Genomic DNA, 22,147 nt, shown 5'->3' on the forward strand with positions numbered 1-22,147 from the left:
CTTTACTTTTTTGATACTTTTCTTAGGTGGTGGGGACAGCAACGATTTTCGTTCGAAATTCCATGCCTAAGCTTTGAGCCCCAGATCTCAAAGCTTCCCTGTAACTAAAAATTAAAGATCTTTTCAGCTACTAACACCACGGCGAAAACTATCTTTAGGGGCTCACTTCGTTCGCCTATCTTTTTTCCTGTCATAAGATTTCTCTGAGACATAATCAACTAAAAAGTGATGATCAAGAGAATCATCACTTTATCTACATTCTCAGAGATTAGAATTTCCTTTCTAACCTCTTTTTCTTTTTTACAGTTTAGCCTGCCATTTATTAGCCCAAACTAGGTCGTTGGCCTGACCAGCAAAGACTGTCTTACCTTCTAAGCAATCCAATAAGCTTTCGATGGTATTTTTATTATGGTGGTAGGCATTAATAGCCGTTTTGACCATTGTCACATCATGAAGATGAGTCGTATAGTTGAGAGAGACAAAAACGGTTGGAACCTCATGAACATACCAAGGAACCTCATTTGACATGGCTGTCTTCCACTGGATACGATAATTATTTTGAGCACCATAACCAATAACATTTGCGATTGTTAAAGCCAGATCAACCTGCTCACGATACTTGAGGGTTTCCCCCTTTACTCGAGTACTTCCATCATTAATATCAACCTCATAGCCTCGTCTTTCTAAGGCCGATTTGATATCTTCAATGACCCGATTGTTGGCTGACTGAATACCGTCTTTTTCCCCTTCTAAGTAGTAGAGACGGATGCGCTTATGGGTTCTGGGACTAATTGGTAGATTCTCTTGGCTATCTTTTAACAAGGTCATACTGCGCTGTGCAGCTTCTTTTTGCCAAATTAAATGTTCCTTACAGCCAATGATTTCTAATTCTTCTTTGTTTTTTAATAGGGTACCTTTAGCTTGTTTTTCATGCAAATTGAGCTTGGCTTTTAATCCTAGGATCCGGCGCACAGCATCATTTAAACGTTCCTCTGAGATGATCCCTTTCTCATATCCTTTCAACATGAAATGGAAATCTTCTTCCATATTATTGAAGAATAAAAACATATCACAACCAGCAGCAATTGCTTGAGGAACATAGTCCTCCCGACGCATGGCTGAGGTCATCCCCAACATATGGGAGGCATCAGTGATAACAAGTCCATTGAAATTTAGAGTGGTTTTTAGGAGATTATTGATAAGTTCCGGAGATAGCGTAGCTGGTAAGATGTCCTCATCTTTCAACTGTGGATTTAAGACTTGTTGATAGTAAGGTAAAGCAATGTGCCCAGCCATAATCATTTCGACCCCACGATCAATATGATTACGGTAAACACGACCGAAGCTCTTTTCCCACTCTTCTGGCTGCATTTCATTGACACCAAGCACTAAATGTTGATCACGCTCTTCTGTACCATCTCCTGGGAAATGTTTGATACATTGTATAATATTTCTTTCAGAGGTCAGACCATCAAGATAGGCATTAGAATAAGTAATGACATCCTCAGCATTGGTTCCATAAGCACGGGTATTAACAATAGTATTTCGCCAATTTTGGAGAATATCAACACAAGGGTCAAAATTGACATTAACCCCTAAGGCAGTTGCCTCACGCGCAGATACCAAACCTGCATGATAGGGAACCCAAGTATCACGGCTAGCCTCGGATTGGGCACCTGAGGCAATATAAGTTCCTCCCTTAACAGCTCCGTCACCACCAGAATCACAATTAGCTGCTATTAGAAGCGGCACTTTGGAATTTTCTTGTAAGTCATTCAGTAAACCTTGAACCTGCTCAGGGCTTCCATTCATATAACGGGCTCCGCCGATATGATATTTCTCTAAAATTTCCTTATTGGTCAAATGATTTCCTGAGAAAGCATCTTCTCCAAAAAAGAATAAATTGATAAAGAGCTGACCAATCTTTTCTTCAACTGATAAGCCAGCTAAGGTCTTCTCCACCCAGGACACTTGACTATCAGTAAGTTGATAAGGTTTTGCTTTTAAATCAACAAGTTTTGGCATTGTCTTTCCTTTCATTTAGTAAAATACTTATCTTTGGCGCCAAATATGGGTATCAATTAGGCCACAGTAAGCATCAACTGGTGAAACACCCGTAAATTCTGATTCTCCAGCAAGCTTTTCTACAAGGAAGGTCATGGTATTTTCTTTCCCATCATAAGCATTGATGTAAGTCCCTGTCTGAGGCATATCAGCTAGAGCAAAGGCGTGTTGAACTGAAACAACAATAGAAGGTACTTCATGTACATAGAAAGGTTGATCTGGGGTTCCTTTTGCTGCCGGCCAAACTATACGCTGTACCGTTCCTCCTGAGTTGACATCTACAAGGTTGATAATTAAATCAAAATGATCTGTCAGATTAGCAATTGGTTGTTTTTGGGCATAAACGTTAGCAATAGCTTCACCGCGTTCATCTTCAGGTAATTTCATAATCCGTTCTTCAGTTGATTCCCAGATACTTACCTGGTGTCCTCTTTCTTCAAGGAGCTTTTTAACGATATCTGAAGCACGTTTCTTTTTACCAGCAATCATGGCACCAAAACCGCCCTTATGACCTTCTACATCAACCAGCAAAATCCTTTTATAACGGTCAGGCTTAATTGGGAAAAGATCTTTTTGCCTATCTTTCACCAAGGTAATAGACTTATCAGCAACCTCATCAGCAATCCTTTGGGATTCTTCTGTATTAATCAATGCCATAGCTTCTTCTTTTGGCAATAAGATCCCTTCTCTGCGCCCTTCAAACTTGTGTAAGCCTAGGCGTGCTTTGAGTCCAAGAGTCCGACGTAGGGCATCGTGTAAACGTTCATCCGATAGAATACCATTTTCATAACCTTCTTTCATCCATTGCAAGTCTTCATCAGGATCATTAAAGAATAAGAAGAGGTCACAGCCTGCTTCAATAGCTGTTGGCAACATTTCTCTTCTAGGCATTGAAGCTGTCATGGCTACCATGTGTGAAGCATCAGTAACGATAGCACCATTATAGCCTAATTCACCTCTTAGCAATTCATCCAATAGGGTTTTATTAAGAGAGGCAGGAAGCATGTCATCTAATTCACGTTCTGGATGCATTTCTTTTTCTACATTTGGTAAATGAATGTGTCCAGCCATAATTCCTGGAAGCCCTGCTTCAGACAAGTCTCCATAAATACGACCAAAGCTAGCCATCCACTCCTCTTTAGTCATAGGATTTGAGGCAAAAGATAAATGGTGGTCACGTTCATCAATCCCATCACCAGGGAAATGTTTGGCAAATGGCATGATATTATATTCCATTATGCCTCTCATGTATTCCTTAGATAAGTTAATCACCTGATCAACATTTGCTCCCCAGTTACGGCTTGCAATAATTGGATTGCGCCAATTTTTTGTTAAATCAACAATAGGTGCAAAAGAAGCATTGCAGCCAACAGCAGCAGCTTCAAGTCCTGCAATACGTCCCATTTCATAGGCATACTTAGGATCATTTGTGGCAGCAACTTTAATTTCGTCACCAACCTTAGTACCGTCAGTCACTGCACCATCTCCACCAGCTTCAGTGTTTGCTGCTATAAGAAGAGGAATCTTAGATTTGGTTTGCAAAATGTAGTTTTGCTCCCAAATTTCTGAGGCAGGTCCTTTATTGTAGCGAACAGCTGAAATGTTGTAGTCTGTTAAGACCTGAGTCAAGTATTCTTCGGTACGGCTTGACCCCATATTAACAAAAAGTTGTCCAATCTTTTCTTCTAAGGTCATTCCTTTAATGGTATCTTCCACCCAATTAATGGCTTCTTGATCAAGCATATAAGGTTTCTTTTTCAAATCAACTAAATGTGTCATTATTTGTCCTTTCCATTTTCTGACAGGTTAGATTTTCTAGACTTACTATTTATCAAGGTTTTCCCAGAAAAGGTCAATTAAAGTTTCTTGTTGACTTTTTCCTAATTTACCATCAATAAAGGAATGCGCCACCTTTTCACTGAGTTCTGTCCAAGACTTAGCTTCATTTCCTACTAAAATAGGATAAAAAGCAACGCCATTTTGCTGAGCAGCCTCTAAATCTCCTGGTGAGTCACCAACCATTAGAATCTTATCTTTTTGATAGCCTTCTTTAATAAGAGCTGCAATCACGGCTTCCTTCTTACCACGATCCTGACAATAAAGGTCATCAATATGGTTGATCAGACCTTGGTCTTGCCATTCTTCTTCAACAGCCTCTTTATTGGCAGAGCTTACCACATAGACTTTACCTAGTTTATGTAATTCTTCTAAACCTTTTAAAGCACCTGGAAATGCTAAGGCATCTCCCTCATAGGCCTTAATTTGTCGGTTGACTTCATTTGACCAAATCAGAGCCTTTTTAAGATCATCACTTCCTACCTTATTAATTTCCTCTTCTAGAGAAAGGTTTGATAGGGAGCTAGTGTCTTCTACCCAGTTCTTTAGCTTATCAATATTGGAAAGTCCCGCATAGGTCAGTCCCATAAGGAGACCCACAAAACGGTTAACCCCACGTGTACGGGAATAGAGATTGACCTTTTCCCATTCTTTTAAGAACTGGTCACGCTTATCCACCTCAAAAATGTCAGCTGCGATTGGTCCAAAAAAGAGCTGATGTTTATAAGTCATTGTATCCATGGCACAGCCATCTGAATCAACGCAAAAGACAAATTCTTCACTTTTATTTGTCATGAGTACCTCCATTCAAAGCATAAATCATCTGATGATTTAATTATATCATAGCTTGAAACCGCTGTCAAATTTTAATTATATTTTAAAATGGGCAAAAATCATATGACCTTTTCCCATTTTTTCACTTTTTACAAGATAATAAAAGCACAAGAACAAGGAGGTAACAGATAGGAACCCTTGTCCAAATCAACTGCTAATAAGTCTGGTAGGTCACCATTTTCTTTTAGCTTTAAGACCTTGCCATTCAAGGTCATTTGTCTGGCTCTCTTATCAGCATTTTCCCCTTGAAGCAGGTAAATTTCTGCTGATTTTGGCAGTTCTAATAAAGTATTTTGACTTTCTGAATTATTAATAGCCAGATAAGCCTTACCTTCTTTTCCATCCTTTCGGGAATGTGCAAAAATATGAGCTCCTTCTTGCACTGCAATGTCACTATCAAAGACAGTATCTCCCATTAGACGTTTCCACAACAGCACAGCAAAATAATTTGGCCGAGGATTAAAAAGATTCCTTTCTAAGAAGCCATAATCTGATGAGGCTAAGGTATTGTGGAAGATAACACCATCTGTAAGTCTGGCAAAGCTTCCCAATTCATTGAGAGTCCGTGGTACATCTAAATAGGTTGAAGCCCAGGTATTGCCACCTCCTCCTGCATCTCCAGATTCAGTCACCCACATGGGTGAACCTGGGACGTACTTGTCTCTTAAGGGCAGATAAGTTTTACAGAAGTTTGTAGAAACACAAAGGTAAGCTTCTGTTAAAGCTTCATCAGTAGACCAGTGCCCACTAGGTATAAGAGAGGCTAATCTTTCTGAAACACCATTATAATAATGGTAAGAAAAAACATTTAAAGGAATTCGTGTCCCCTCTAACAAATCAGAACAGTTGAGTAGGTTTCTAGCAATCTGTTCAACACCACCACCTGTTTGATTATCATCCTTACCAAAGACAACATTATCACCACCAGTAGAGCTTGGTCCCACCTTCAAACATTGTGGATAGTTCACGTCTAGCCATTCAAAAAACAAATCCTGGTCACGACGGTAGTCCGCAGCAGTATAGCCAGCTGGAAAACCTGTATCTTCAAGCATATTGGGTTCATTTGCAAACTCTACAGCTTCAATGGGGACGCCATAGGCTTTACTAAAAGCAAAAATCTTTTCAGCTTCTTGGGGATGCCAGGGTTGATCAGCCGAGTGCAGTCCCGGACAATTGGCCATGGATATTTTTAACTTCCCATTAACAGCTTTTACAAAATCAAGAACACCCTTCCATTGATCTTTAGTCAATATATTCAGATAACCTTCAGGGACCTGACCATTAGTGCTATTGTCAAAGTCATAGTAGGTTTTGGTTGCCCAGGTTCCTGAAACACGGATCCAAGAAGGACCAAGTTCCTTGGCAAGGTAGCGCAGCTTCGGATCATAAAGATTGATAGGTTCAAATACCTGCATTAAATCTTTATACATTGCTGCAATACCATCTGAAGAAGCTTCTACATGAAACTGTGCCTGCCCTGAAATTTCTTCTTCTGTATAAGATTTCCAAAAGGTACCACCTGTAACCTCAGCAAATTCAATATTATAGGAAACTAATCTGGGGTCAATTGTTCTAAGCCTTGTCAGACCTTCACTTTTTAAAGTCAATGGGTTCATTATCCTTATTCCTTTCTTGCAAAAAACCACTTAACAAAAATCTTGTTAAATGGGGAAGCATTCTTTATCTTACACGCCAGAGTAAGCTGCAAAACCACCATCAATTGGTAAAACAACACCATTGACAAAGCTTGCTGACTGTTCATCTGCTAAGAAGAAGAGCCCGCCAATGAGTTCTTGCGCTTCTCCAAAACGTCCCATTGGGGTATTGTTAAGGATTTTTTCAGCACGAGCTGTAGGCTTACCATCTTCTGAGAAAAGTAAGGCACGGTTTTGGTTTGTGACTAAGAAGCCAGGTGCAATGGCATTGCAGCGAATACCAACCTTAGAAAAGTGTACAGCTAGCCACTGAGTAAAGTTGCTGATAGCGGCTTTAGCGCCTGAATAGGCTGGAATCTTAGTAAGTGGTGTAAAGGCATTCATAGATGAAATGTTAATGATATTAGCTCCCTTACGTCCAACCATGTCTTGAGCAAAAACTTGTGTTGGTAATAAGGTTCCTAGGTAGTTTAAGTTAAAGACAAAACTGATGCCGTCTTCATCCAGATCAAAAAAGGTTTTTGTGTCTTCTGGAAGACCATTTTCATGGAATTCATTGTCAGTTGTTGCTTTAGGGCTGTTACCACCAGCTCCATTAACCAAAATATCTGCTGGTCCAAAATCAGAAAGAATAGATTGACGCACCTGCTCTAAATTCTCTTTAGACAAAACATTTGCTTTGTAGGCTTTGGCAATGCCACCTTCTGCTTCAATCTCATCAACAAAGACCTGTGCTGCTTCTTGATTAAGGTCTAAAAGGGCAACTTTAGCACCAGCCTTGGCAAATTCTTTAGCCATATAGCCACAAAGAACACCACCAGCTCCGGTTACAATTACTACTTTATCTTTAAATTCAATTACTCGAGTCATTACTTACCTCTTTCTTATTTTTGACCAACAGTTTTTACTGTGGTTCCAAAATCTGGAGTTTTTCCAGCTGCACGCATGTTGGCCTCATAGAGCCCATTGAAATAGGTTGCTCCAAGAGCACGGTCATAAAGTCCATAACCTGGAGTTGTAGTTTGATCTCCCCAAATACGACGACCATGGTCAGGACGAAGAGAGCCTTGCCAGTCATAGTCAACCAACAATTTTACCACAGCGTTCATATCAATATCACCCGCTTCTGATAAGTGAGCTGTTTCTTGGAAGCCCCAATCACCAGCAGTCACATTACGTGTATGCATGAAGTTGATACGATTACGCTTAAGGGCATATTCTGTCATAGCAAGAACGTCATTCTTTGGATCAGAAGCATATGAGCCCACACACATGGTAATACCATTATTTGGTGAATCATAGAGGTTTAAGAAGCGTTCAACAGCTTCTTGTCCAGTGATAATACGTGGCAAACCAAAGATTCCATAAGGAGGATCATCTGGATGAATAGCCATTTTAACACCGGCTGCTTCTGCGGTTGGCATAATGGCCTTAATGAAATACTCAAGGTTTTCCCACAAATCTTCCTCAGAAATATTTTGACGATAGTTTTCAATGATGGCTTTCATTTCTTCCTTAGAGTAAGAAGAATCCCAGCCTGGTAAGTTCAAATCGTCAGCAACAGGATCTACACCTTCTAAGTCTACTTTTAAGAAGGCAAGTGAGCTTGATCCATCTGGTAGTGGATGGTTAAGGTCTGAACGTGTCCAGTCAAAGACTGGCATGAAATTATAACAAACCACCGGGATCCCTGCTTTACCAACATTGATAATAGACGTTTTGTAGTTCTCAATCAATTGATCACGATTAGCTTTTCCTTGCTTGATATCTTCGTGAACTGGAATAGATTCGATGACCGAAATTTCTAAGCCTGCATCTTCAACCAGTTTTTTCAATTCAAGGATATTTTCTAATGGCCAAGCCTGCCCAACTGGCACATCATAAATAGCTGTTACAATTCCCTGCATGCCTGGAATGGCTTTGATTTCTTCTAAAGTAACTGGATCATGTTTACCATACCAGCGAAACGACATTTTCATGTTCAAATACCTGGAGCTAGGACTAACTCCTTTTCCTTTCCTTATTCACCCTTTGTAGTGTCACTTAAAGCTTACTGTCAGAGAGATTCTCTTTGTCAAGCTCCAAATGCTTATTATCTTAGTTAAAATAGTTAACTGCATTATGATAGGCAATGTCCTTAGCCACTCTTCCAAGAGCTGTCAAGTTTTCTGGAACTTCACCGTCTTCCATCCATTCTCCCAAATAGGTACAGAGAATGCGTCTGAAATAATCATGACGTTGATAAGACAAGAAAGAGCGAGAATCTGTTAGCATACCGACAAAATTGGCTAGCATGCCTTGTTCAGCTAAAGCATTCATTTGACTAATCATACCAATCTTGGTATCAGCGAACCACCAACCAGCACCAAATTGCAAGTAACCAGCCACGCCTTCTTCATTAGCTTGGAAATTAGCCAGTGTATTAGCGACAGCGATGTTATAGCTTGGATTTAAGTTATACCAAATCATTTTTGGCATGCTATCTGTCTGAACCAAATGATCTAATAGACGATTCATATTAACTGTTAAAGCGGTTTGATCACCTAGTGAATCCACACCCACATCAGCACCTAAACGTTTGAATAGACCAGAATGGTTATTTCTTAAAGCACCAAAGTGAACCTGTGTCACAAAACCAAATTCTTTATAAAACTGACACAACTCTGCAAAAACGGCTGTTTGCCACTGATTAATTTCCAACTGACTTGGCTGATGACCAGCTAAAGTCTTTGCCATAAGCTGATCTAATTGCTCTGAATCAGCCTTTTCAAAGACAATTTCAGTGAAACTAATGTCACTTGCCTTACAGCCCTTATCTGCGAAGTAAGCAATGCGCTCTCTCATAGCAGCCATGAAAGACTTGAAATCAACAATAGGGCTTTTTGTCACATCAGCTAAACGCTCAATGAATTTTGCAAAATGACGGTGTTCGATGAAAGCTTCATCTGGTCTAAAGGTCGGTGCAACTACCGTTTCAAAGGTCTCATCTTCAGCAAGCTTTTGATGCCATTCCAAGCTGTCCAAAGGATGATCAGTGGTACCAATAAAAGTAACCTTACTATCAGCAATTAATTTTCGAGGACTGACCTCTTTTTCCTTTAAAATCCTGTTAAGACGATTATAAATGTCCTCTGCATTATCTTGACCTAGAAGCTCATCAATTCCAAAAACATTTTTCAATTCCATCGCAGTCCAATGATAGACCGGATTGCCATATGCTCTTTCTACTGTTTTGGCAAAGGCTTTGAATTTATCTAATTTAGAAGCTGAACCAGTGATTTCTTCTTCAGAAATGCCATTAGCTCGCATCAAGCGCCATTTATAATGGTCACCACCCAACCAGAGGTCAACAATATTTTCAAAAGGCTTATCTTCAAAAATTTCTTTGGGATCCAAATGACAATGGTAGTCGAAAATAGGTTGATCTTTAACTTCTTCATAAAGTAACTTTGCAGAATTATTTTTTAACATAAAGTTTTGATCATTAAATGTCATCATCGTTTCCTTTCCTAAGCTAAAGATCTATTTAAGAGCGTCTACAAATGATTTTGCGATTTGAGTAACACTGTCATAACCATCTGTAGCTACCTTGCTAGCAAGGGCTGAACCAACTCCAACTGCTACAGCTCCAGCTTCTTTCCAAGCAGCAACATTATCTATTGAGACTCCACCTGATGGCATTAAATCAACTTCTGGAATAGGACCATGAATATCCTTGATAAATCCAGTTCCTAGCACACCACCAGGGAAAAGTTTAATAATAGGACAGCCACTCTTCATAGCTGTAACGACTTCAGTAGCTGTTGCACAACCAGGGAAATAATAGGTTGATTGCTCGTTTGCAATGTCTGCAATTTCTTTAGAGAAGTGTGGACTAACGAGAAAAGAAGCACCTGCTGCGATAGCATCTCGAGCTAAGTCTTCTGTCATCACAGTTCCAGCACCAATAACAACTGTCTTATCATCCTTAAAGTCATCTGATAACTTTTTGATAACATCTAAGGCATCTGGCGTTGAAAAAGTGATTTCAATATTACGAATACCACCCATAATAGCGTGCTTTGAAATTTCAATGGCATCTTGGGCTGTCTTACCACGAACCACAGCAAAAAAGTAATTTTCTTTCAATTGATTCAGCATAAGTTCCTCCTTTTAATGAAACCGTTATCTTACATACATTATATAAATCATCTGATGATTTGTCAAGAAAAAGAAGAAAAAAATAGTCACTTTTAGAAAATGACTACTTTTATCGATAACTCATTCATCCTTTAGGGCTGCTCTTCTAACAGTCATAATATGCAGTAACATAGCGTCGTGAGCAGCAACTGGATTTCTTTCCTTGATTGCTTTTAGGATATCACGATGGGCTTGTAAGCTGTTTGATTTCATCTGATGGTTGGTATAGTTTGTGTTAATCAAATGAATGGATTGGTTAATGACTGGTAACAGACTATCCATGGCAATATTGCCACTTAAAGCTGCTAACATGGAATGAAATTCCACGTCTAATTGCATATGTTTAGGATCGCCTGCTTTAACAGCAACTTCAATCTCCTCAACAATCTTTTCTAAGGCCTGAAACTGCTCTTCTGTTGTTCTTTGTGCTACTAATTCTGCAATCCTAGGTTCTAACAAAAGCCTCAACTCAAACAAATCTGAAGTCAAACGAGCTGTGTCTTTGACCAGAGAAAAGCCTAAAGGATCCTCTGAAACACCTTTTTTTGAACTAATATAAGTCCCTGACCCCTGTCTTACTTCCAAAATATTTCTTGTCGCAAGGCTTCGAACCGCCTCACGGATGGTACTGCGGCCCACATCCAAGTCGCTTGCCAGATCATATTCATTTGGAAGCTTGGCTCCCACAGGGTATTCTCTTTCTAAAATTAATGCTAACAAACGTTCAGCAGTCTGTTCAACTAATGGTTTAGCCATACTCTCATATACCTCTTCTAAATGACATTACATCGCTACTATTGTACACTATTTTTTCTGATAATGGCAATGTTAATGCAATGAATTGCTGATTCCTTCTAAATTTAGAGCCCCAGCCAGTTTCTTGCTTGATGAAAAGGACTAGACAATCTCCTAGCTTTAGCGCCTGATCTCATGAGAATCATTCCCCAGTAAAAGATCAATATCATGCTTGGTAATGACATTGATATCCCCTTCAATCGTATGCTTATATTTAAAACAAGCCATAGCGGTCTCTAAGATAAGTTGTGGACTTTTCTTTTCCAGAAGTCCATGAATAATCCCAGCTGTGAACGCATCTCCAGTGCCAACACGGTCTAAGACCTGAATGCCTGATTTTTCAGTCTTATATAAATGATTATCTTGATATAAAAAAGCCTTTAGCTGGTACTCATTAGTATGACTGGCCTCTCTTTGTGTAAAAGCAATGCTTTCTAGCTGGTACTCTTCAGCCATGGCCTTAAGGACCTCTGTTAAAATTTTTTCATTCTCATAAGGCCTTGTCAATCCTAACTCATCCTTTAAATCCTTAACTTTTCCATGTAAGACAATGGGTTCAATGCCTATACAAAGGTCTGCCATTTTGATAAAAGGCGAGAGTAACTCACGGGCTTCTTGGAAGGAATCCCATAGACTTGCCCTAAAATTCAAGTCAAATGAAATCTTAACACCACATTCTTTGGCTTTGAGCATTAAGAGATAGGTTATATCATAAAGATCTGCTGTTAGAGCAGGCGTAATTCCAGAAAGATGAAACCAATCAACACCCTTAAAAATATCAGTAAAATCGTAATCCTCTACTTTGCTTTCCCAAAAAGCAGAATATTTCCTATCATAGGTAACCCGGCTTGCTCTCAGTGAAAAACCTTTTTGATAAAAATAAATACCAAGACGTTCACCTTTTTTGATTAAAAATTCTTGACCAATCTGTTTAGAAAAAAGAAATTGTTGGGTCATTCTTCCCAGATCATTATCAGGAATTGCTGATAGCAAAGAAACCTTATGGCCTAGTTGAGCTAGAGTCGCCAAAACATTGAGTTCTGAACCGCCAAATTGACAATCAAGCTGACTGGCCTGTACTAAGGTCTGATACTGAGGTGGAGATAACCTTAGTAAAATTTCCCCTATTGAAATCACTTTTTTCATTTGAACACATCCTTTCTTATTTTATCCTAAAAATAGAAACAGCCGCTCTAAAGAGCAGCCGTTCAAAAAACTATTTCTTATTGACTGGGTATTTGGTTACATCAACGAAATCCATATCAGTTAAAGGTACATTTTCTGCAATATCTTTAGCACGTTCTTTTGTAGAGGCTGCTTTCATCACTTGAATTTTTTCTTGGATACGAACCATTTCTTCCTTATCTAGCTTGTAAAACTTCATTAAAAATAGAGCAACAAGAAGAGATAAAAATGGTATACCAACTAATAAGACTAAGGTTGCCATCTTCAATTCAGGTGTTAATGGTGTCTCAATTGTTGGAAATGCTTTTGAGAAGCCAATCGTAGCAAGGACACCACCTACCACCATTGGGGTAAATGAAGAAGCAATAGAATCAGTTAGTGAGAAGATTGTTCCAATCATCCCTGAAACATAACGACCAGATTCTGAAGTTTCATAGTCTGAAATGTCTGCTCCCATGGTCAATACCAATCCTGCTGGTGCTTGAGAAGCGTAGCGGGCAAATATGTAAGTAACAATGAAGCAAATTGTATATAGATTAATATTCTTTAAACTGAGGTCTCCAGATTTTCCAAAGTATAAAACGGCACCAAAAGCAAGAAGTGAAATAAGACTAACTTGGAGAGCCTTAACATATGAAAAACGTAAACCATTTTTACGAGCAATGCTTGAGAAGAAGATATTAAGTAAGACACCTGGAATCACAAATAGTAGTGAGAATTGTCCTGATAAAGCATAATTACCAAAGACGATACCATAAAGCATAACCATTACTACTGAATCACCAAAGAATTGAACGGTAAATTTAACCAGCGCAGCAGCAATTGAAAGGACCTGTAGAGGTTTATTATTTTTAATAACTTTCCAGTAATCCTTAAGTTCTGTTTTTTGTGTGTTTTCACCAAGTCCAAAGAATTCTTTTCTATCTTTTGACCAGATACCAATAACAGCAAGAAGACCTAAAATAGCTGAGATAACAATAGTACCGTAGACTAAGACATTGAAAAATTCTGGAGTGAAGTTACCAAATTTTGGAACTAAAAATCCTGAAACAACAAACTGACCACCTGTCATCAAACTTGTAGTCATGACAGCATCAACAATATTGAAAATAGGTCGTTGTTTAGGATCATTGGTCAAAGCTGTTTGTCCAGCTTTTGTAATAGTTTGCTGCATTGAATATCCAATTTTATGGATAATTAAAACGATTACAAAGAGTGGGAAGCGAACACCCTTATCAACACCACTCAAAGATAGTAAGAAGATCAAAGATAAGGCAGTAACAATATTACCAATAATCAATATAGGACGGTACTTACCAAATTTCGTATCAGTTTTATCAATCAGAATCCCAATAGCTGGATCAATAAAACCATCAAAAATACGAATATAGCCCATTATTTGACTGACAAATATTGCTGCCAAGCCTAAAACTCCAGTTGAGAAGTAAGTTATAAACATAAAGGTAAAAAGATATATGTTTGTTGAAGCGTTATTTAAGGCAAATAAAATCAGTTGCCAAACCTTAGCACGGTTATAGCTAACCTCTTCAACTCTTTGATCAATTGTTTTCTCCATCAGAGAAACCTCCTTATTCATTACACTTTTGTAAGCGTTTTATATTTAATTACATCATACTATTCATCTGATGATTTGTCAACGTATTTTTTTATTTTTTTAAATAAATATATGATTATCACTGTATTTAACAAGTTTTTCTTATTTTTTAAGGAAAATTAATTTTAAATCATCTGATAACTAAGTCTTGAATATCTAAAGTCATCAGACAAGAAAAAGAGAATCCTAAGATTCTCTCCTTATTCTTCAACTAACTGAATATCTGCACCAAGCTTTTGCAATTTTTCAATAATATTGGCATAGCCTCGTAAGATAAATTCAATATTGCTAATTTCTGTCTGTCCCTCTGCCATTAGTCCAGCTGTAACAAGTGCTGCACCTGCTCTAAGGTCCGTCGCCTTGACTTTTGCACCGGTCAATTTGTTAGGTCCATGATAAATTATTTTCCCACCTAGGATTGACAGATTGGCACCCATTCTTGCCAGCTCGGGAACATGGTTGACCCGCTTTTCATAGATAGTATCAATGATGGTCCCTCTCCCCTCACTTGTTAAAAGTAGAGGTGTTAAGGGTTGCTGTAGATCAGTGGCAAAACCTGGGTAAGGCGTTGTTTTAATACTAACAGCCTTTAGATAGTTTTGTTTTTCAACAAAAATGGAATCTTCTTCAACGGTCATATGCACGCCCATCTCTTCTAGTTTTGCAATAAAACTTTCCAGATGCTCGTAGAGTACATTACTGATCCTAATGCCATCTCCAATTGCTGCTGCCATGGCTATATAAGTCCCAGCTTCAATGCGATCAGGAATAACCTGGTGGCTGGTCCCATGAAGTTTTTCCACACCTTCAATGGTAATAATGTCCGTACCAGCACCACGGATATGAGCACCCATATTGTTCAATAAGGTAGCAATATCAATAATTTCTGGTTCTCTTGCAGCATTCTCTATTATTGTTTTGCCTTCAGCTTTCGTGGCCGCAAGCATGGTGTTGATAGTCGCACCAACGCTGACAGTATCCATATAAATATGAGCACCATGCAATCTACCAGACTTGGTAGAAAGGTGCATGTTTTCTCCTTCAAAGGATATCTGAGCACCCATTGCTTCAAAAGCTTTCAAATGTAAATCAATTGGTCTTGGTCCTAGATCACAACCACCTGGTAAACCAACTGTGGCTTCTCCAAAACGTCCTAATAAACTACCATAAAAATAATAGGAAGCACGTAAACCATTTATTTTGCCATAAGGCATTGGGACTCTTTGAACCTGTCTGGGATCAATTTTTAAAGAATCATTTGCGAATTCAACCTTTGCCCCCATAATTTTCATAATCTCAACCAAGCTGTCAACATCACTTATTGACGGAACTCCGTCTAAAGTAACAATATCATCAGCTAAAATGATTGCTGGAATAAGGGCAACCACACTATTTTTTGCTCCGGAGATAGTAACTTCCCCGGATAAAGGCTTTCCACCATTAATTATAATCTTTCGCATACTTCCTAATCTTTCTTATACTAGAATTCAACTTTTACATTTTATCATAATTTTAAAAGCAACACAAATGGCAGAAATACTGTTATTACCCCCTATAGGACACCTTTTCACTAGCTATATCAACTGATAAGCTCTAAAAAGATAGAAATTTTAATTTTTTATCTTTCAGAACATAAAAAAATAATGAACTTTCCTACTTATTCATTTTTAGCTTCCCTTCATTTTATAACCTATAAAGGTATTGGTGAATTCAGTGAATCCTCATAGCTTGTCTCCTGATAAAGAGTAACTAGAAAATTTTTACTTCTCAGCCTGCTCAGAAAATTTCGAGATCGTTGGATCAGAGCTTCAGCATGGAATTTTTAAAAGAAAGTTGTAAGTATTCCACCAACTAAGAAAAGGATCAAAAAAAGATTGAAGAAAGATTTTTCTTCAACCTAAAATAGAAAACTAAAATTTTCAGCCTTTAACTAAGAATATCTTTTAAGGCCTCAACCTTATCTAATCTTTCCCATGGTAAATCAATATCAGTTCTTCCCATATGACCATAGGCAGCAGTCTGCTTGTAAATTGGTCTCTTCAGATCTAACATTTTGATAATTCCAGCAGGTCTTAAATCAAATAATTGACGGACAGCAGCTTCAAGTCTAGCTTCAGAAATTTCAGACGTTCCAAAAGTATCAATTCTGACTGAAACAGGTTGAGCCACACCAATGGCATAAGCCAGTTGCACTTCTACCTTTTTGGCAAAGCCAGCAGCAACAATATTTTTTGCTATATAGCGTGCAGCATAAGAAGCCGAACGATCGACCTTTGTAGCATCCTTACCTGAGAAGGCACCACCACCGTGCCTTGAATAACCCCCGTAAGTATCTACAATAATTTTACGTCCTGTTAACCCTGAATCTCCCTGAGGACCACCAATCACGAAGCGCCCAGTCGGATTAATATAATAGTGGGTCTTTTCATCCAATAAGTTTTCTGGTATAACGGCTTTAATAACTTTTTCAATAAGGTCACAACGAATGTCTTCGTTAGTCACATCTGGATCATGCTGAGTAGAGATAACAACTGTATCTACACGAATCGGTTTATCATTCTCATCATATTCCACTGTCACTTGTGATTTAGCATCAGGACGCAAATAAGCAATCTCTTTTGATTTTCTCAAATCAGCCAATTTTTTAACTAATTTATGAGAAAGAGAGATTGGTAAAGGCATTAATTCTTCTGTTTCATCAATTGCAAAACCAAACATCAAGCCTTGGTCTCCAGCTCCTATAAGATTCAAATCATCCTTTTGACCTTGGCGGGCTTCTAGAGCCTGATTTACACCCTGTGCAATATCTGCTGATTGTTCAACTAATGATGGATGTACTCCTACTGAATCCGCAGAAAAGCCGTATTCTGCTTTGGTATAACCAATTTCTGCAATGGTATCACGAACCACTCGATTGATATCAACATAGGCAGTGGTTGAGATTTCACCAAAGACATGCACTGAGCCTGTATAAACAACTGTTTCGGCAGCGACATGGGCATCTGGGTCTTCCATAAGAATAGCATCTAAAATAGCATCAGAAATTTGATCGGCAATTTTATCCGGATGCCCTTCTGATACAGATTCAGACGTGAAAAGTTTACGTTCTGACATAAAAATGTCCCCCTTTTAGTATAGTCAGTTGGTTCACCGATCTCACTCAAGATCAGTCTTAATGATAATGATTTTACACACCTCATCTTGCCAAGTTAAAAAGTTACAAAGTTCAATCTTTCTTATTGATTTTTAGTTCTAGACTACATTGAGCTAAAAGATCAGAGCAAAATAGTCTATTTTTTATCAAGAAGAAGAAAGCTTTTCGGGACTCATTAACCTATTTATTATATCATTTTTTTAATTTATAGCTAGTTACTTTTTTAACCTGGACCAATTTACAAAAGGGTAATCAATCTTTTGACTTTCTTTTTTTCATTAATCCACTTGAAAACTCAAAAATTTCCTTTCATAAGTAAATTCAAGCTTGCTTTTATCTGTATTTAACCTTGAAATATTAAGCTAATATACTATACTAGAGATATGAAAACTACAGAAAAAATTTATCGGCTCTTAAGTGAAAATCAAGATTTCTTGACGGGAAGTTTCTTATCAGAAGAACTCAATCTGTCACGAACTTCCGTTTGGAAGGCCATTAAAACCTTAGAGACACAGGGACTACACTTTGAAAAATCAAAACAGCTGGGCTATCGTTTAATTGAAGGGGATTTACTGCTCCCAGACGAAATCAGCCGCAAAGTGAATATACCGGTGACCTTAAATGAAAAGAGTATCTCTACCCAGACTGACGCCAAACAAAATATGAAAAACAATCCTAAGTGTCCTCATCTTTACCTCGCAAATAGTCAAAAAGAGGCCAAGGGACGCTTGGATAGACCCTTTTATAGCAGTAAAACTGGCGGCATCTACATGTCCTTACATATCAAACCCAATCTCCCCTATGAAGAAATGGAACCTTATACTATGATGGTGGCCTCATGCCTTGTCAAGGCCATCTCAAGATTAACCGGCATCCAAACAGAGATTAAATGGGTAAATGATATCTACTTAGGAAATAAAAAGATAGCCGGGATCTTAACTGAAGCCATTACCTCAATGGAAACTGGTTTAATTACAGATGTTATCATTGGCATTGGCATCAATTTTCACATTAAGGATTTTCCCTTAGAACTTCAAGAAAAGGCGGGTTCTCTTTTCCAAGAGCAGCCAACTATTAGCAGAAACCAGTTAATCAGTGAAATATGGAAGCTGTTTTTTACCGTTCCTCTTAAAGATCTTTTAAAAATCTACAAAGAAAAATCACTCGTTTTAGACAAACAAGTGACCTTTATTGAAAATAATCAAAAAATAAGTGCCAAAGCTATCGACATCACTGATCAAGGATATTTGATCATAGAAAACGATAGGGGAGAAATTAAGACCTTACGAAGTGGCGAAATTAGTCTTTCTTCTTGGACGAGTTAGCGGCTTCACTTAGTTTTTTTGAAAACAAAGAAATAGCACGCGCTTTTTTCAAATCTCTAAAGAGCAAAAATCCCCAGAAACCAGCAAATAGGTATTCACCAGTTAGCAAAGTGTCGTTAAAAAAATAAGTTTCAAAAGCACAAATACATGCTATAAAAATAAATTGTCTAAATGTCATATCACTATTATAGCAATAAACAGAAAATTCTTCGAAGGATTTTCTGTTTTTCGCTAATCCTCAACTACTTTTAATTTTTCACTTAAAAAATCAAATCCTTGAGGCAACTGATTTTCAACTTTTTTTTCAGTTTCCTCAACTGTTTTTGTTTTCATTTGTTTAGCAAATTCACCACGAATTTGATTGAAATCAGATTTAGGGACAGCCAGTATATTAGGAGAAAAACCAGCCGCCTTACTCATGATATTTCCAAATATAGCATTCAAGTCCTGTCGATTCATGGCTTGTTCTGCATTAAAGGCTGCTTCAAATGCTAAGATAGCATTTTCACTATTTGCCAAGACAGGCTCTGACCCTAAAAGTAAGGCACGGTCTTGCGCAGAAATACTATCTAAAATTTCATTCCAGACCGTCTTTAAGGAATCAAGATACTGGCGAGATTGCTCACTGTCTTGGACAGTTTCTTCCATGATTTTAAAGATTTTTTGACGATCCACCTGATAGGTAAAAGTCTTTCGACTTATTACTTCATTCTTACTGATACTTTGTGGATTGCTATCACCTCTTGAAGTGATCTGAGAAATACTTTCCTTTAAAACCCGCAATTCTTCCTTCATTGCTAAGAGTTCATCCCTTAGACTTTGTGGATAAGCTTCTTCTGACAAGCTCTTTCCTTCTTGAGCTAGTTCAATTGTCATCATCTCCGTATAAATCCTAGGATGACTACCATTTTTAATTTCCGGAATATGCTTTGTCACAGTGGATATCATTTGGAAAATCTCATCTGTCCCAAGGGATAAAAGATTAAGAAATACTTCTGACTGATAACCGCTATCTCCCCCTGTTTTGGCAATTAAGAGATCTCTCAGATAGGCTAGTAAATCTGCAGCAAAACGATTCATACTTTTACCATTGTCAAAAATCGTCGCTAGGTTTGCCAGAGCTTCTTGGGTATCATGCTGGACAAGATGGCTGACATAGTCATCTAAGGCTCGAAAACCAATGGAGCCCGTTATTTCCTCTGCCACCTTTAAAGTAAGCTTATCTTCTGGTGACAAACTCAAGGCTTGGTCTAAGATGGATAAGGCATCACGCATACCACCTTCTGCCCGCCTAGCTATTAAGCCTAGAGCCTCTTCTTCAAAAGCAATAGCCTCCTTATTTAAAATCCCTGCTAGGTGTTTTTCAATTGCAGCTTGTTTGATGGCTTTAAATTCAAAGCGCTGTACCCTTGATAAAATAGTTGCTGGTATTTTATGGAGTTCAGTGGTTGCTAAGATGAAGACAACATTTTCTGTTGGTTCTTCCAAAGTCTTTAATAAAGCATTAAAAGCCCCAGTTGATAACATATGGACTTCATCGATGATGTAGACCTTATATGTTGCCCTACTAGGAGCATAGGTTGATTTATCCCTAATGTCTCGAATTTCATCAACACCGTTATTAGAAGCTGCATCAATTTCAATCACATCTTCCAGGCTGCCATTAGTAATATCCTGACAAATATCACATTCATTACAAGGCTCCCCATCAATTTGATGAGGACAATTCATGGCTTTTGCAAATATCTTGGCAGCACTTGTTTTTCCTGTTCCTCGAGGGCCAGAAAAGAGGTAGGCATGGCTAATTTTACCTGAAGCCACAGCCTGTTTTAAGGTTGTAGCAATAACATCCTGACCAACCATTTCATCAAATGTTTGACTGCGGTATTTTCGATAAAGTGCTTGATACATGACTATTCTACTCCAAACATTTCAAAATTAAAGGTTGTTTTTTCAACCAATAACGATACAAAGTCTTCCAAATTTTTCTGGTCAATATCATCATAGTCAGCTACTAAGCTAGAGTCTAAATCTAAAACACCAATTAATTTTCCATGCTTAAACATGGGTACTACGATTTCACTCATGGCCGCAGAGTCACAAGAGATATAATTGGCATGATTCTTAACATCATCAACAATGACTGTCTGTCCGCTTTGAGCAGATTGACCACAGACACCTTTACCCATAGCTATATGAACGCAAGATACCTTACCCTGGAAGGGACCAAGGATGAGCTCTTTTCCATTAAATAAATAAAAACCAGTAAAAACAGAATCCGGTAGAGTCGTTTTCAATAAGGCGCTTGCATTTGACAGGTTGGCTAGAGCATTATCTTCATTAGAAAACAAAGCCTTAGCTTGTGCTAGCATGAGATCGTAATTTTCTTTTTTTGTCCTTTTGTTCATGTTTCTTATTATACCACAAGAATAGATTTTCTTTAACCATCTTTCGTCTAAGTAAAGAGAAAAGGCCTAGGATTAGGGTAATCCTAGGCTTTATGGACTATCTATAGAAATAAATATTTTCATCCTTGAAAAAAGTTTAGCCTGTAAAGGAAATAAAAACTGACAAAAAGAATAACCAAGCCAAGAACCCAAGCTAGTTGAAAATACCATTTGCGTGTTTTATGATGGCAGAGCTTTGCTGCTAATAGAGCACCCACAGCACCATAGAAAAGTGTCGCTAACAAGAGGATTTTCTCAGGAATCCGCCACTGGTTCTTAATGGCCTTTCTTTTATCAATGGCATATAGCAAAAAGACAAGCACATTCCAAAGAAAGAGGCAAGTTAATAGGACAGGTAACATATTCTCTTTCCTTTAATCCTCGTTTTCGACTAAAATGCTGGCTATTTTAGTGTTGATCAAATCAATAGCTACAATATTACTAACACCTTCTGGCACAACGATATCAGCATAACGTTTACTAGGCTCAATGAACTGATGATACATAGGTTTGACAACTGTGGTATATTGTTCAATGATGCTATCTAAACTGCGACCACGTTCCATCATATCACGTTTGATTCTGCGAATAATACGAATATCATCATCTGTATCGACAAAGAGTTTAATATCCATTAGCTCTCTCAGACGTTCATCTTCTAAAACCAAAATTCCTTCCACTATGATCACGTCTTGAGGATCCTGACGAAAGGTCTTATCACTTCTGGTATGCATCGTATAATCATAAATAGGAATGTCAACTGGACGCCCATCTAACAATTCTTTTAATTGTTCAATCATAAAATCGGTATCAAAGGCCAAGGGATGATCATAGTTGGTTTTAACTCTCTCTTCAAAGCTAAGATGAGCCTGATCTTTATAATAAGAATCGTGTTCAATCATGGCAATCCGAGCATTGGGGAAACTATCTAAAATAGCTCTCGAAACGCTGGTTTTTCCTCCGCCAGAACCACCTGTGACACCAATTACTATGGGTTTTTTACGCATTTTCCACTCCAAATCTAAAAAGTCTTCCCTATATTTTAACAAAAATTAGAA

The 22,147-nt window shown here is 38.1% G+C and carries 19 protein-coding genes; 1 reads left to right on the plus strand and 18 read right to left on the minus strand.

Going from position 1 to position 22,147, the window contains the following annotated elements:
* Positions 1–300: 300 nt before the first annotated feature.
* The 13 genes from HBN42_RS02815 to metK form a co-directional block, all read right to left on the minus strand.
* Entirely contained in the window at positions 301–2,025 is a 1,725-nt protein-coding gene (locus tag HBN42_RS02815) for a glycoside hydrolase family 3 protein (protein ID WP_165993512.1), read from the minus strand.
* A gap of 27 nt (positions 2,026–2,052) precedes the next feature.
* Positions 2,053–3,843: a glycoside hydrolase family 3 protein gene (locus tag HBN42_RS02820; protein WP_165993514.1), complete on the minus strand. Its 1,791-nt coding sequence runs from the start codon at positions 3,841–3,843 to the stop codon at positions 2,053–2,055.
* 45 nt (positions 3,844–3,888) lie between these two features.
* On the minus strand, positions 3,889–4,695 hold the full coding sequence (locus HBN42_RS02825; protein WP_165993516.1) for an HAD family hydrolase: 807 nt from the start codon (positions 4,693–4,695) through the stop codon (positions 3,889–3,891).
* 128 nt (positions 4,696–4,823) lie between these two features.
* Complete coding sequence (locus HBN42_RS02830) at positions 4,824–6,350, minus strand: beta-glucuronidase (protein WP_165993518.1); 1,527 nt, start codon at positions 6,348–6,350, stop codon at positions 4,824–4,826.
* 69 nt (positions 6,351–6,419) lie between these two features.
* The gene (locus HBN42_RS02835; RefSeq protein ID WP_165993520.1) at positions 6,420–7,259 is read right to left on the minus strand and encodes an SDR family oxidoreductase; all 840 of its coding nucleotides are present in this window, start codon (positions 7,257–7,259) and stop codon (positions 6,420–6,422) included.
* Between the two features lie 14 nt (positions 7,260–7,273).
* Positions 7,274–8,368, minus strand: a complete 1,095-nt coding sequence (gene uxuA, locus HBN42_RS02840) for a mannonate dehydratase (protein WP_165993522.1) — start codon at positions 8,366–8,368, stop codon at positions 7,274–7,276.
* 118 nt (positions 8,369–8,486) lie between these two features.
* The gene (uxaC, locus tag HBN42_RS02845; RefSeq protein WP_165993761.1) at positions 8,487–9,884 is read right to left on the minus strand and encodes a glucuronate isomerase; all 1,398 of its coding nucleotides are present in this window, start codon (positions 9,882–9,884) and stop codon (positions 8,487–8,489) included.
* Between the two features lie 27 nt (positions 9,885–9,911).
* Positions 9,912–10,529, minus strand: a complete 618-nt coding sequence (locus HBN42_RS02850) for a bifunctional 2-keto-4-hydroxyglutarate aldolase/2-keto-3-deoxy-6-phosphogluconate aldolase (RefSeq protein ID WP_165993524.1) — start codon at positions 10,527–10,529, stop codon at positions 9,912–9,914.
* A gap of 120 nt (positions 10,530–10,649) precedes the next feature.
* On the minus strand, positions 10,650–11,324 hold the full coding sequence (locus HBN42_RS02855) for a FadR/GntR family transcriptional regulator (RefSeq protein ID WP_165993526.1): 675 nt from the start codon (positions 11,322–11,324) through the stop codon (positions 10,650–10,652).
* 159 nt (positions 11,325–11,483) lie between these two features.
* Positions 11,484–12,509, minus strand: a complete 1,026-nt coding sequence (locus HBN42_RS02860; protein ID WP_165993528.1) for a sugar kinase — start codon at positions 12,507–12,509, stop codon at positions 11,484–11,486.
* A gap of 70 nt (positions 12,510–12,579) precedes the next feature.
* Positions 12,580–14,124: an MFS transporter gene (locus tag HBN42_RS02865; protein WP_165993529.1), complete on the minus strand. Its 1,545-nt coding sequence runs from the start codon at positions 14,122–14,124 to the stop codon at positions 12,580–12,582.
* 239 nt (positions 14,125–14,363) lie between these two features.
* Positions 14,364–15,623: a UDP-N-acetylglucosamine 1-carboxyvinyltransferase gene (locus HBN42_RS02870; protein ID WP_165993531.1), complete on the minus strand. Its 1,260-nt coding sequence runs from the start codon at positions 15,621–15,623 to the stop codon at positions 14,364–14,366.
* Between the two features lie 466 nt (positions 15,624–16,089).
* Complete coding sequence (metK, locus tag HBN42_RS02875) at positions 16,090–17,277, minus strand: methionine adenosyltransferase (RefSeq protein WP_165993533.1); 1,188 nt, start codon at positions 17,275–17,277, stop codon at positions 16,090–16,092.
* A 423-nt stretch (positions 17,278–17,700) separates the two neighbouring features.
* Here metK and birA point away from each other — a divergent pair, with 423 nt between their 5' ends.
* Positions 17,701–18,642, plus strand: coding sequence for a bifunctional biotin--[acetyl-CoA-carboxylase] ligase/biotin operon repressor BirA (birA, locus tag HBN42_RS02880; protein ID WP_165993535.1), 942 nt, complete (start codon positions 17,701–17,703; stop codon positions 18,640–18,642).
* On the opposite strand, the gene HBN42_RS02885 is transcribed toward birA, so the two are convergent.
* From HBN42_RS02885 to udk, 5 genes are all read right to left on the minus strand, one after another.
* Positions 18,617–18,820, minus strand: coding sequence for a DUF3272 family protein (locus HBN42_RS02885; RefSeq protein WP_165993536.1), 204 nt, complete (start codon positions 18,818–18,820; stop codon positions 18,617–18,619). The genes birA and HBN42_RS02885 overlap by 26 nt on opposite strands.
* Before the next feature lie 53 nt (positions 18,821–18,873).
* Entirely contained in the window at positions 18,874–20,553 is a 1,680-nt protein-coding gene (gene dnaX / locus HBN42_RS02890; RefSeq protein WP_165993538.1) for a DNA polymerase III subunit gamma/tau, read from the minus strand.
* Between the two features lie 2 nt (positions 20,554–20,555).
* Positions 20,556–21,050, minus strand: coding sequence for a GAF domain-containing protein (locus tag HBN42_RS02895; RefSeq protein ID WP_165993540.1), 495 nt, complete (start codon positions 21,048–21,050; stop codon positions 20,556–20,558).
* 119 nt (positions 21,051–21,169) lie between these two features.
* Entirely contained in the window at positions 21,170–21,451 is a 282-nt protein-coding gene (locus HBN42_RS02900; RefSeq protein ID WP_165993542.1) for a DUF1294 domain-containing protein, read from the minus strand.
* 12 nt (positions 21,452–21,463) lie between these two features.
* Positions 21,464–22,096, minus strand: a complete 633-nt coding sequence (udk, locus tag HBN42_RS02905) for a uridine kinase (protein ID WP_165993557.1) — start codon at positions 22,094–22,096, stop codon at positions 21,464–21,466.
* Positions 22,097–22,147 lie beyond the last annotated feature (51 nt).

Origin of the sequence: Streptococcus catagoni (genome assembly GCF_011421425.1) — a bacterium.
In the GTDB taxonomy this organism is placed as follows: Bacteria; Bacillota; Bacilli; order Lactobacillales; family Streptococcaceae; genus Streptococcus; species Streptococcus catagoni.

What these genes read in the sequence shown, in the direction of transcription:
- HBN42_RS02815 (WP_165993512.1), bottom strand. Translation starts at nt 2,025, where the DNA reads ATGCCAAAACTTGTTGATTTAAAAGCAAAACCTTATCAACTTACTGAT.
- HBN42_RS02820 (WP_165993514.1), bottom strand. Translation starts at nt 3,843, where the DNA reads ATGACACATTTAGTTGATTTGAAAAAGAAACCTTATATGCTTGATCAA.
- HBN42_RS02825 (WP_165993516.1), bottom strand. Translation starts at nt 4,695, where the DNA reads ATGACAAATAAAAGTGAAGAATTTGTCTTTTGCGTTGATTCAGATGGC.
- HBN42_RS02830 (WP_165993518.1), bottom strand. Translation starts at nt 6,350, where the DNA reads ATGAACCCATTGACTTTAAAAAGTGAAGGTCTGACAAGGCTTAGAACA.
- HBN42_RS02835 (WP_165993520.1), bottom strand. Translation starts at nt 7,259, where the DNA reads ATGACTCGAGTAATTGAATTTAAAGATAAAGTAGTAATTGTAACCGGA.
- uxuA (WP_165993522.1), bottom strand. Translation starts at nt 8,368, where the DNA reads ATGAAAATGTCGTTTCGCTGGTATGGTAAACATGATCCAGTTACTTTA.
- uxaC (WP_165993761.1), bottom strand. Translation starts at nt 9,884, where the DNA reads ATGACATTTAATGATCAAAACTTTATGTTAAAAAATAATTCTGCAAAG.
- HBN42_RS02850 (WP_165993524.1), bottom strand. Translation starts at nt 10,529, where the DNA reads ATGCTGAATCAATTGAAAGAAAATTACTTTTTTGCTGTGGTTCGTGGT.
- HBN42_RS02855 (WP_165993526.1), bottom strand. Translation starts at nt 11,324, where the DNA reads ATGGCTAAACCATTAGTTGAACAGACTGCTGAACGTTTGTTAGCATTA.
- HBN42_RS02860 (WP_165993528.1), bottom strand. Translation starts at nt 12,509, where the DNA reads ATGAAAAAAGTGATTTCAATAGGGGAAATTTTACTAAGGTTATCTCCA.
- HBN42_RS02865 (WP_165993529.1), bottom strand. Translation starts at nt 14,124, where the DNA reads ATGGAGAAAACAATTGATCAAAGAGTTGAAGAGGTTAGCTATAACCGT.
- HBN42_RS02870 (WP_165993531.1), bottom strand. Translation starts at nt 15,623, where the DNA reads ATGCGAAAGATTATAATTAATGGTGGAAAGCCTTTATCCGGGGAAGTT.
- metK (WP_165993533.1), bottom strand. Translation starts at nt 17,277, where the DNA reads ATGTCAGAACGTAAACTTTTCACGTCTGAATCTGTATCAGAAGGGCAT.
- birA (WP_165993535.1), top strand. Translation starts at nt 17,701, where the DNA reads ATGAAAACTACAGAAAAAATTTATCGGCTCTTAAGTGAAAATCAAGAT.
- HBN42_RS02885 (WP_165993536.1), bottom strand. Translation starts at nt 18,820, where the DNA reads ATGACATTTAGACAATTTATTTTTATAGCATGTATTTGTGCTTTTGAA.
- dnaX (WP_165993538.1), bottom strand. Translation starts at nt 20,553, where the DNA reads ATGTATCAAGCACTTTATCGAAAATACCGCAGTCAAACATTTGATGAA.
- HBN42_RS02895 (WP_165993540.1), bottom strand. Translation starts at nt 21,050, where the DNA reads ATGAACAAAAGGACAAAAAAAGAAAATTACGATCTCATGCTAGCACAA.
- HBN42_RS02900 (WP_165993542.1), bottom strand. Translation starts at nt 21,451, where the DNA reads ATGTTACCTGTCCTATTAACTTGCCTCTTTCTTTGGAATGTGCTTGTC.
- udk (WP_165993557.1), bottom strand. Translation starts at nt 22,096, where the DNA reads ATGCGTAAAAAACCCATAGTAATTGGTGTCACAGGTGGTTCTGGCGGA.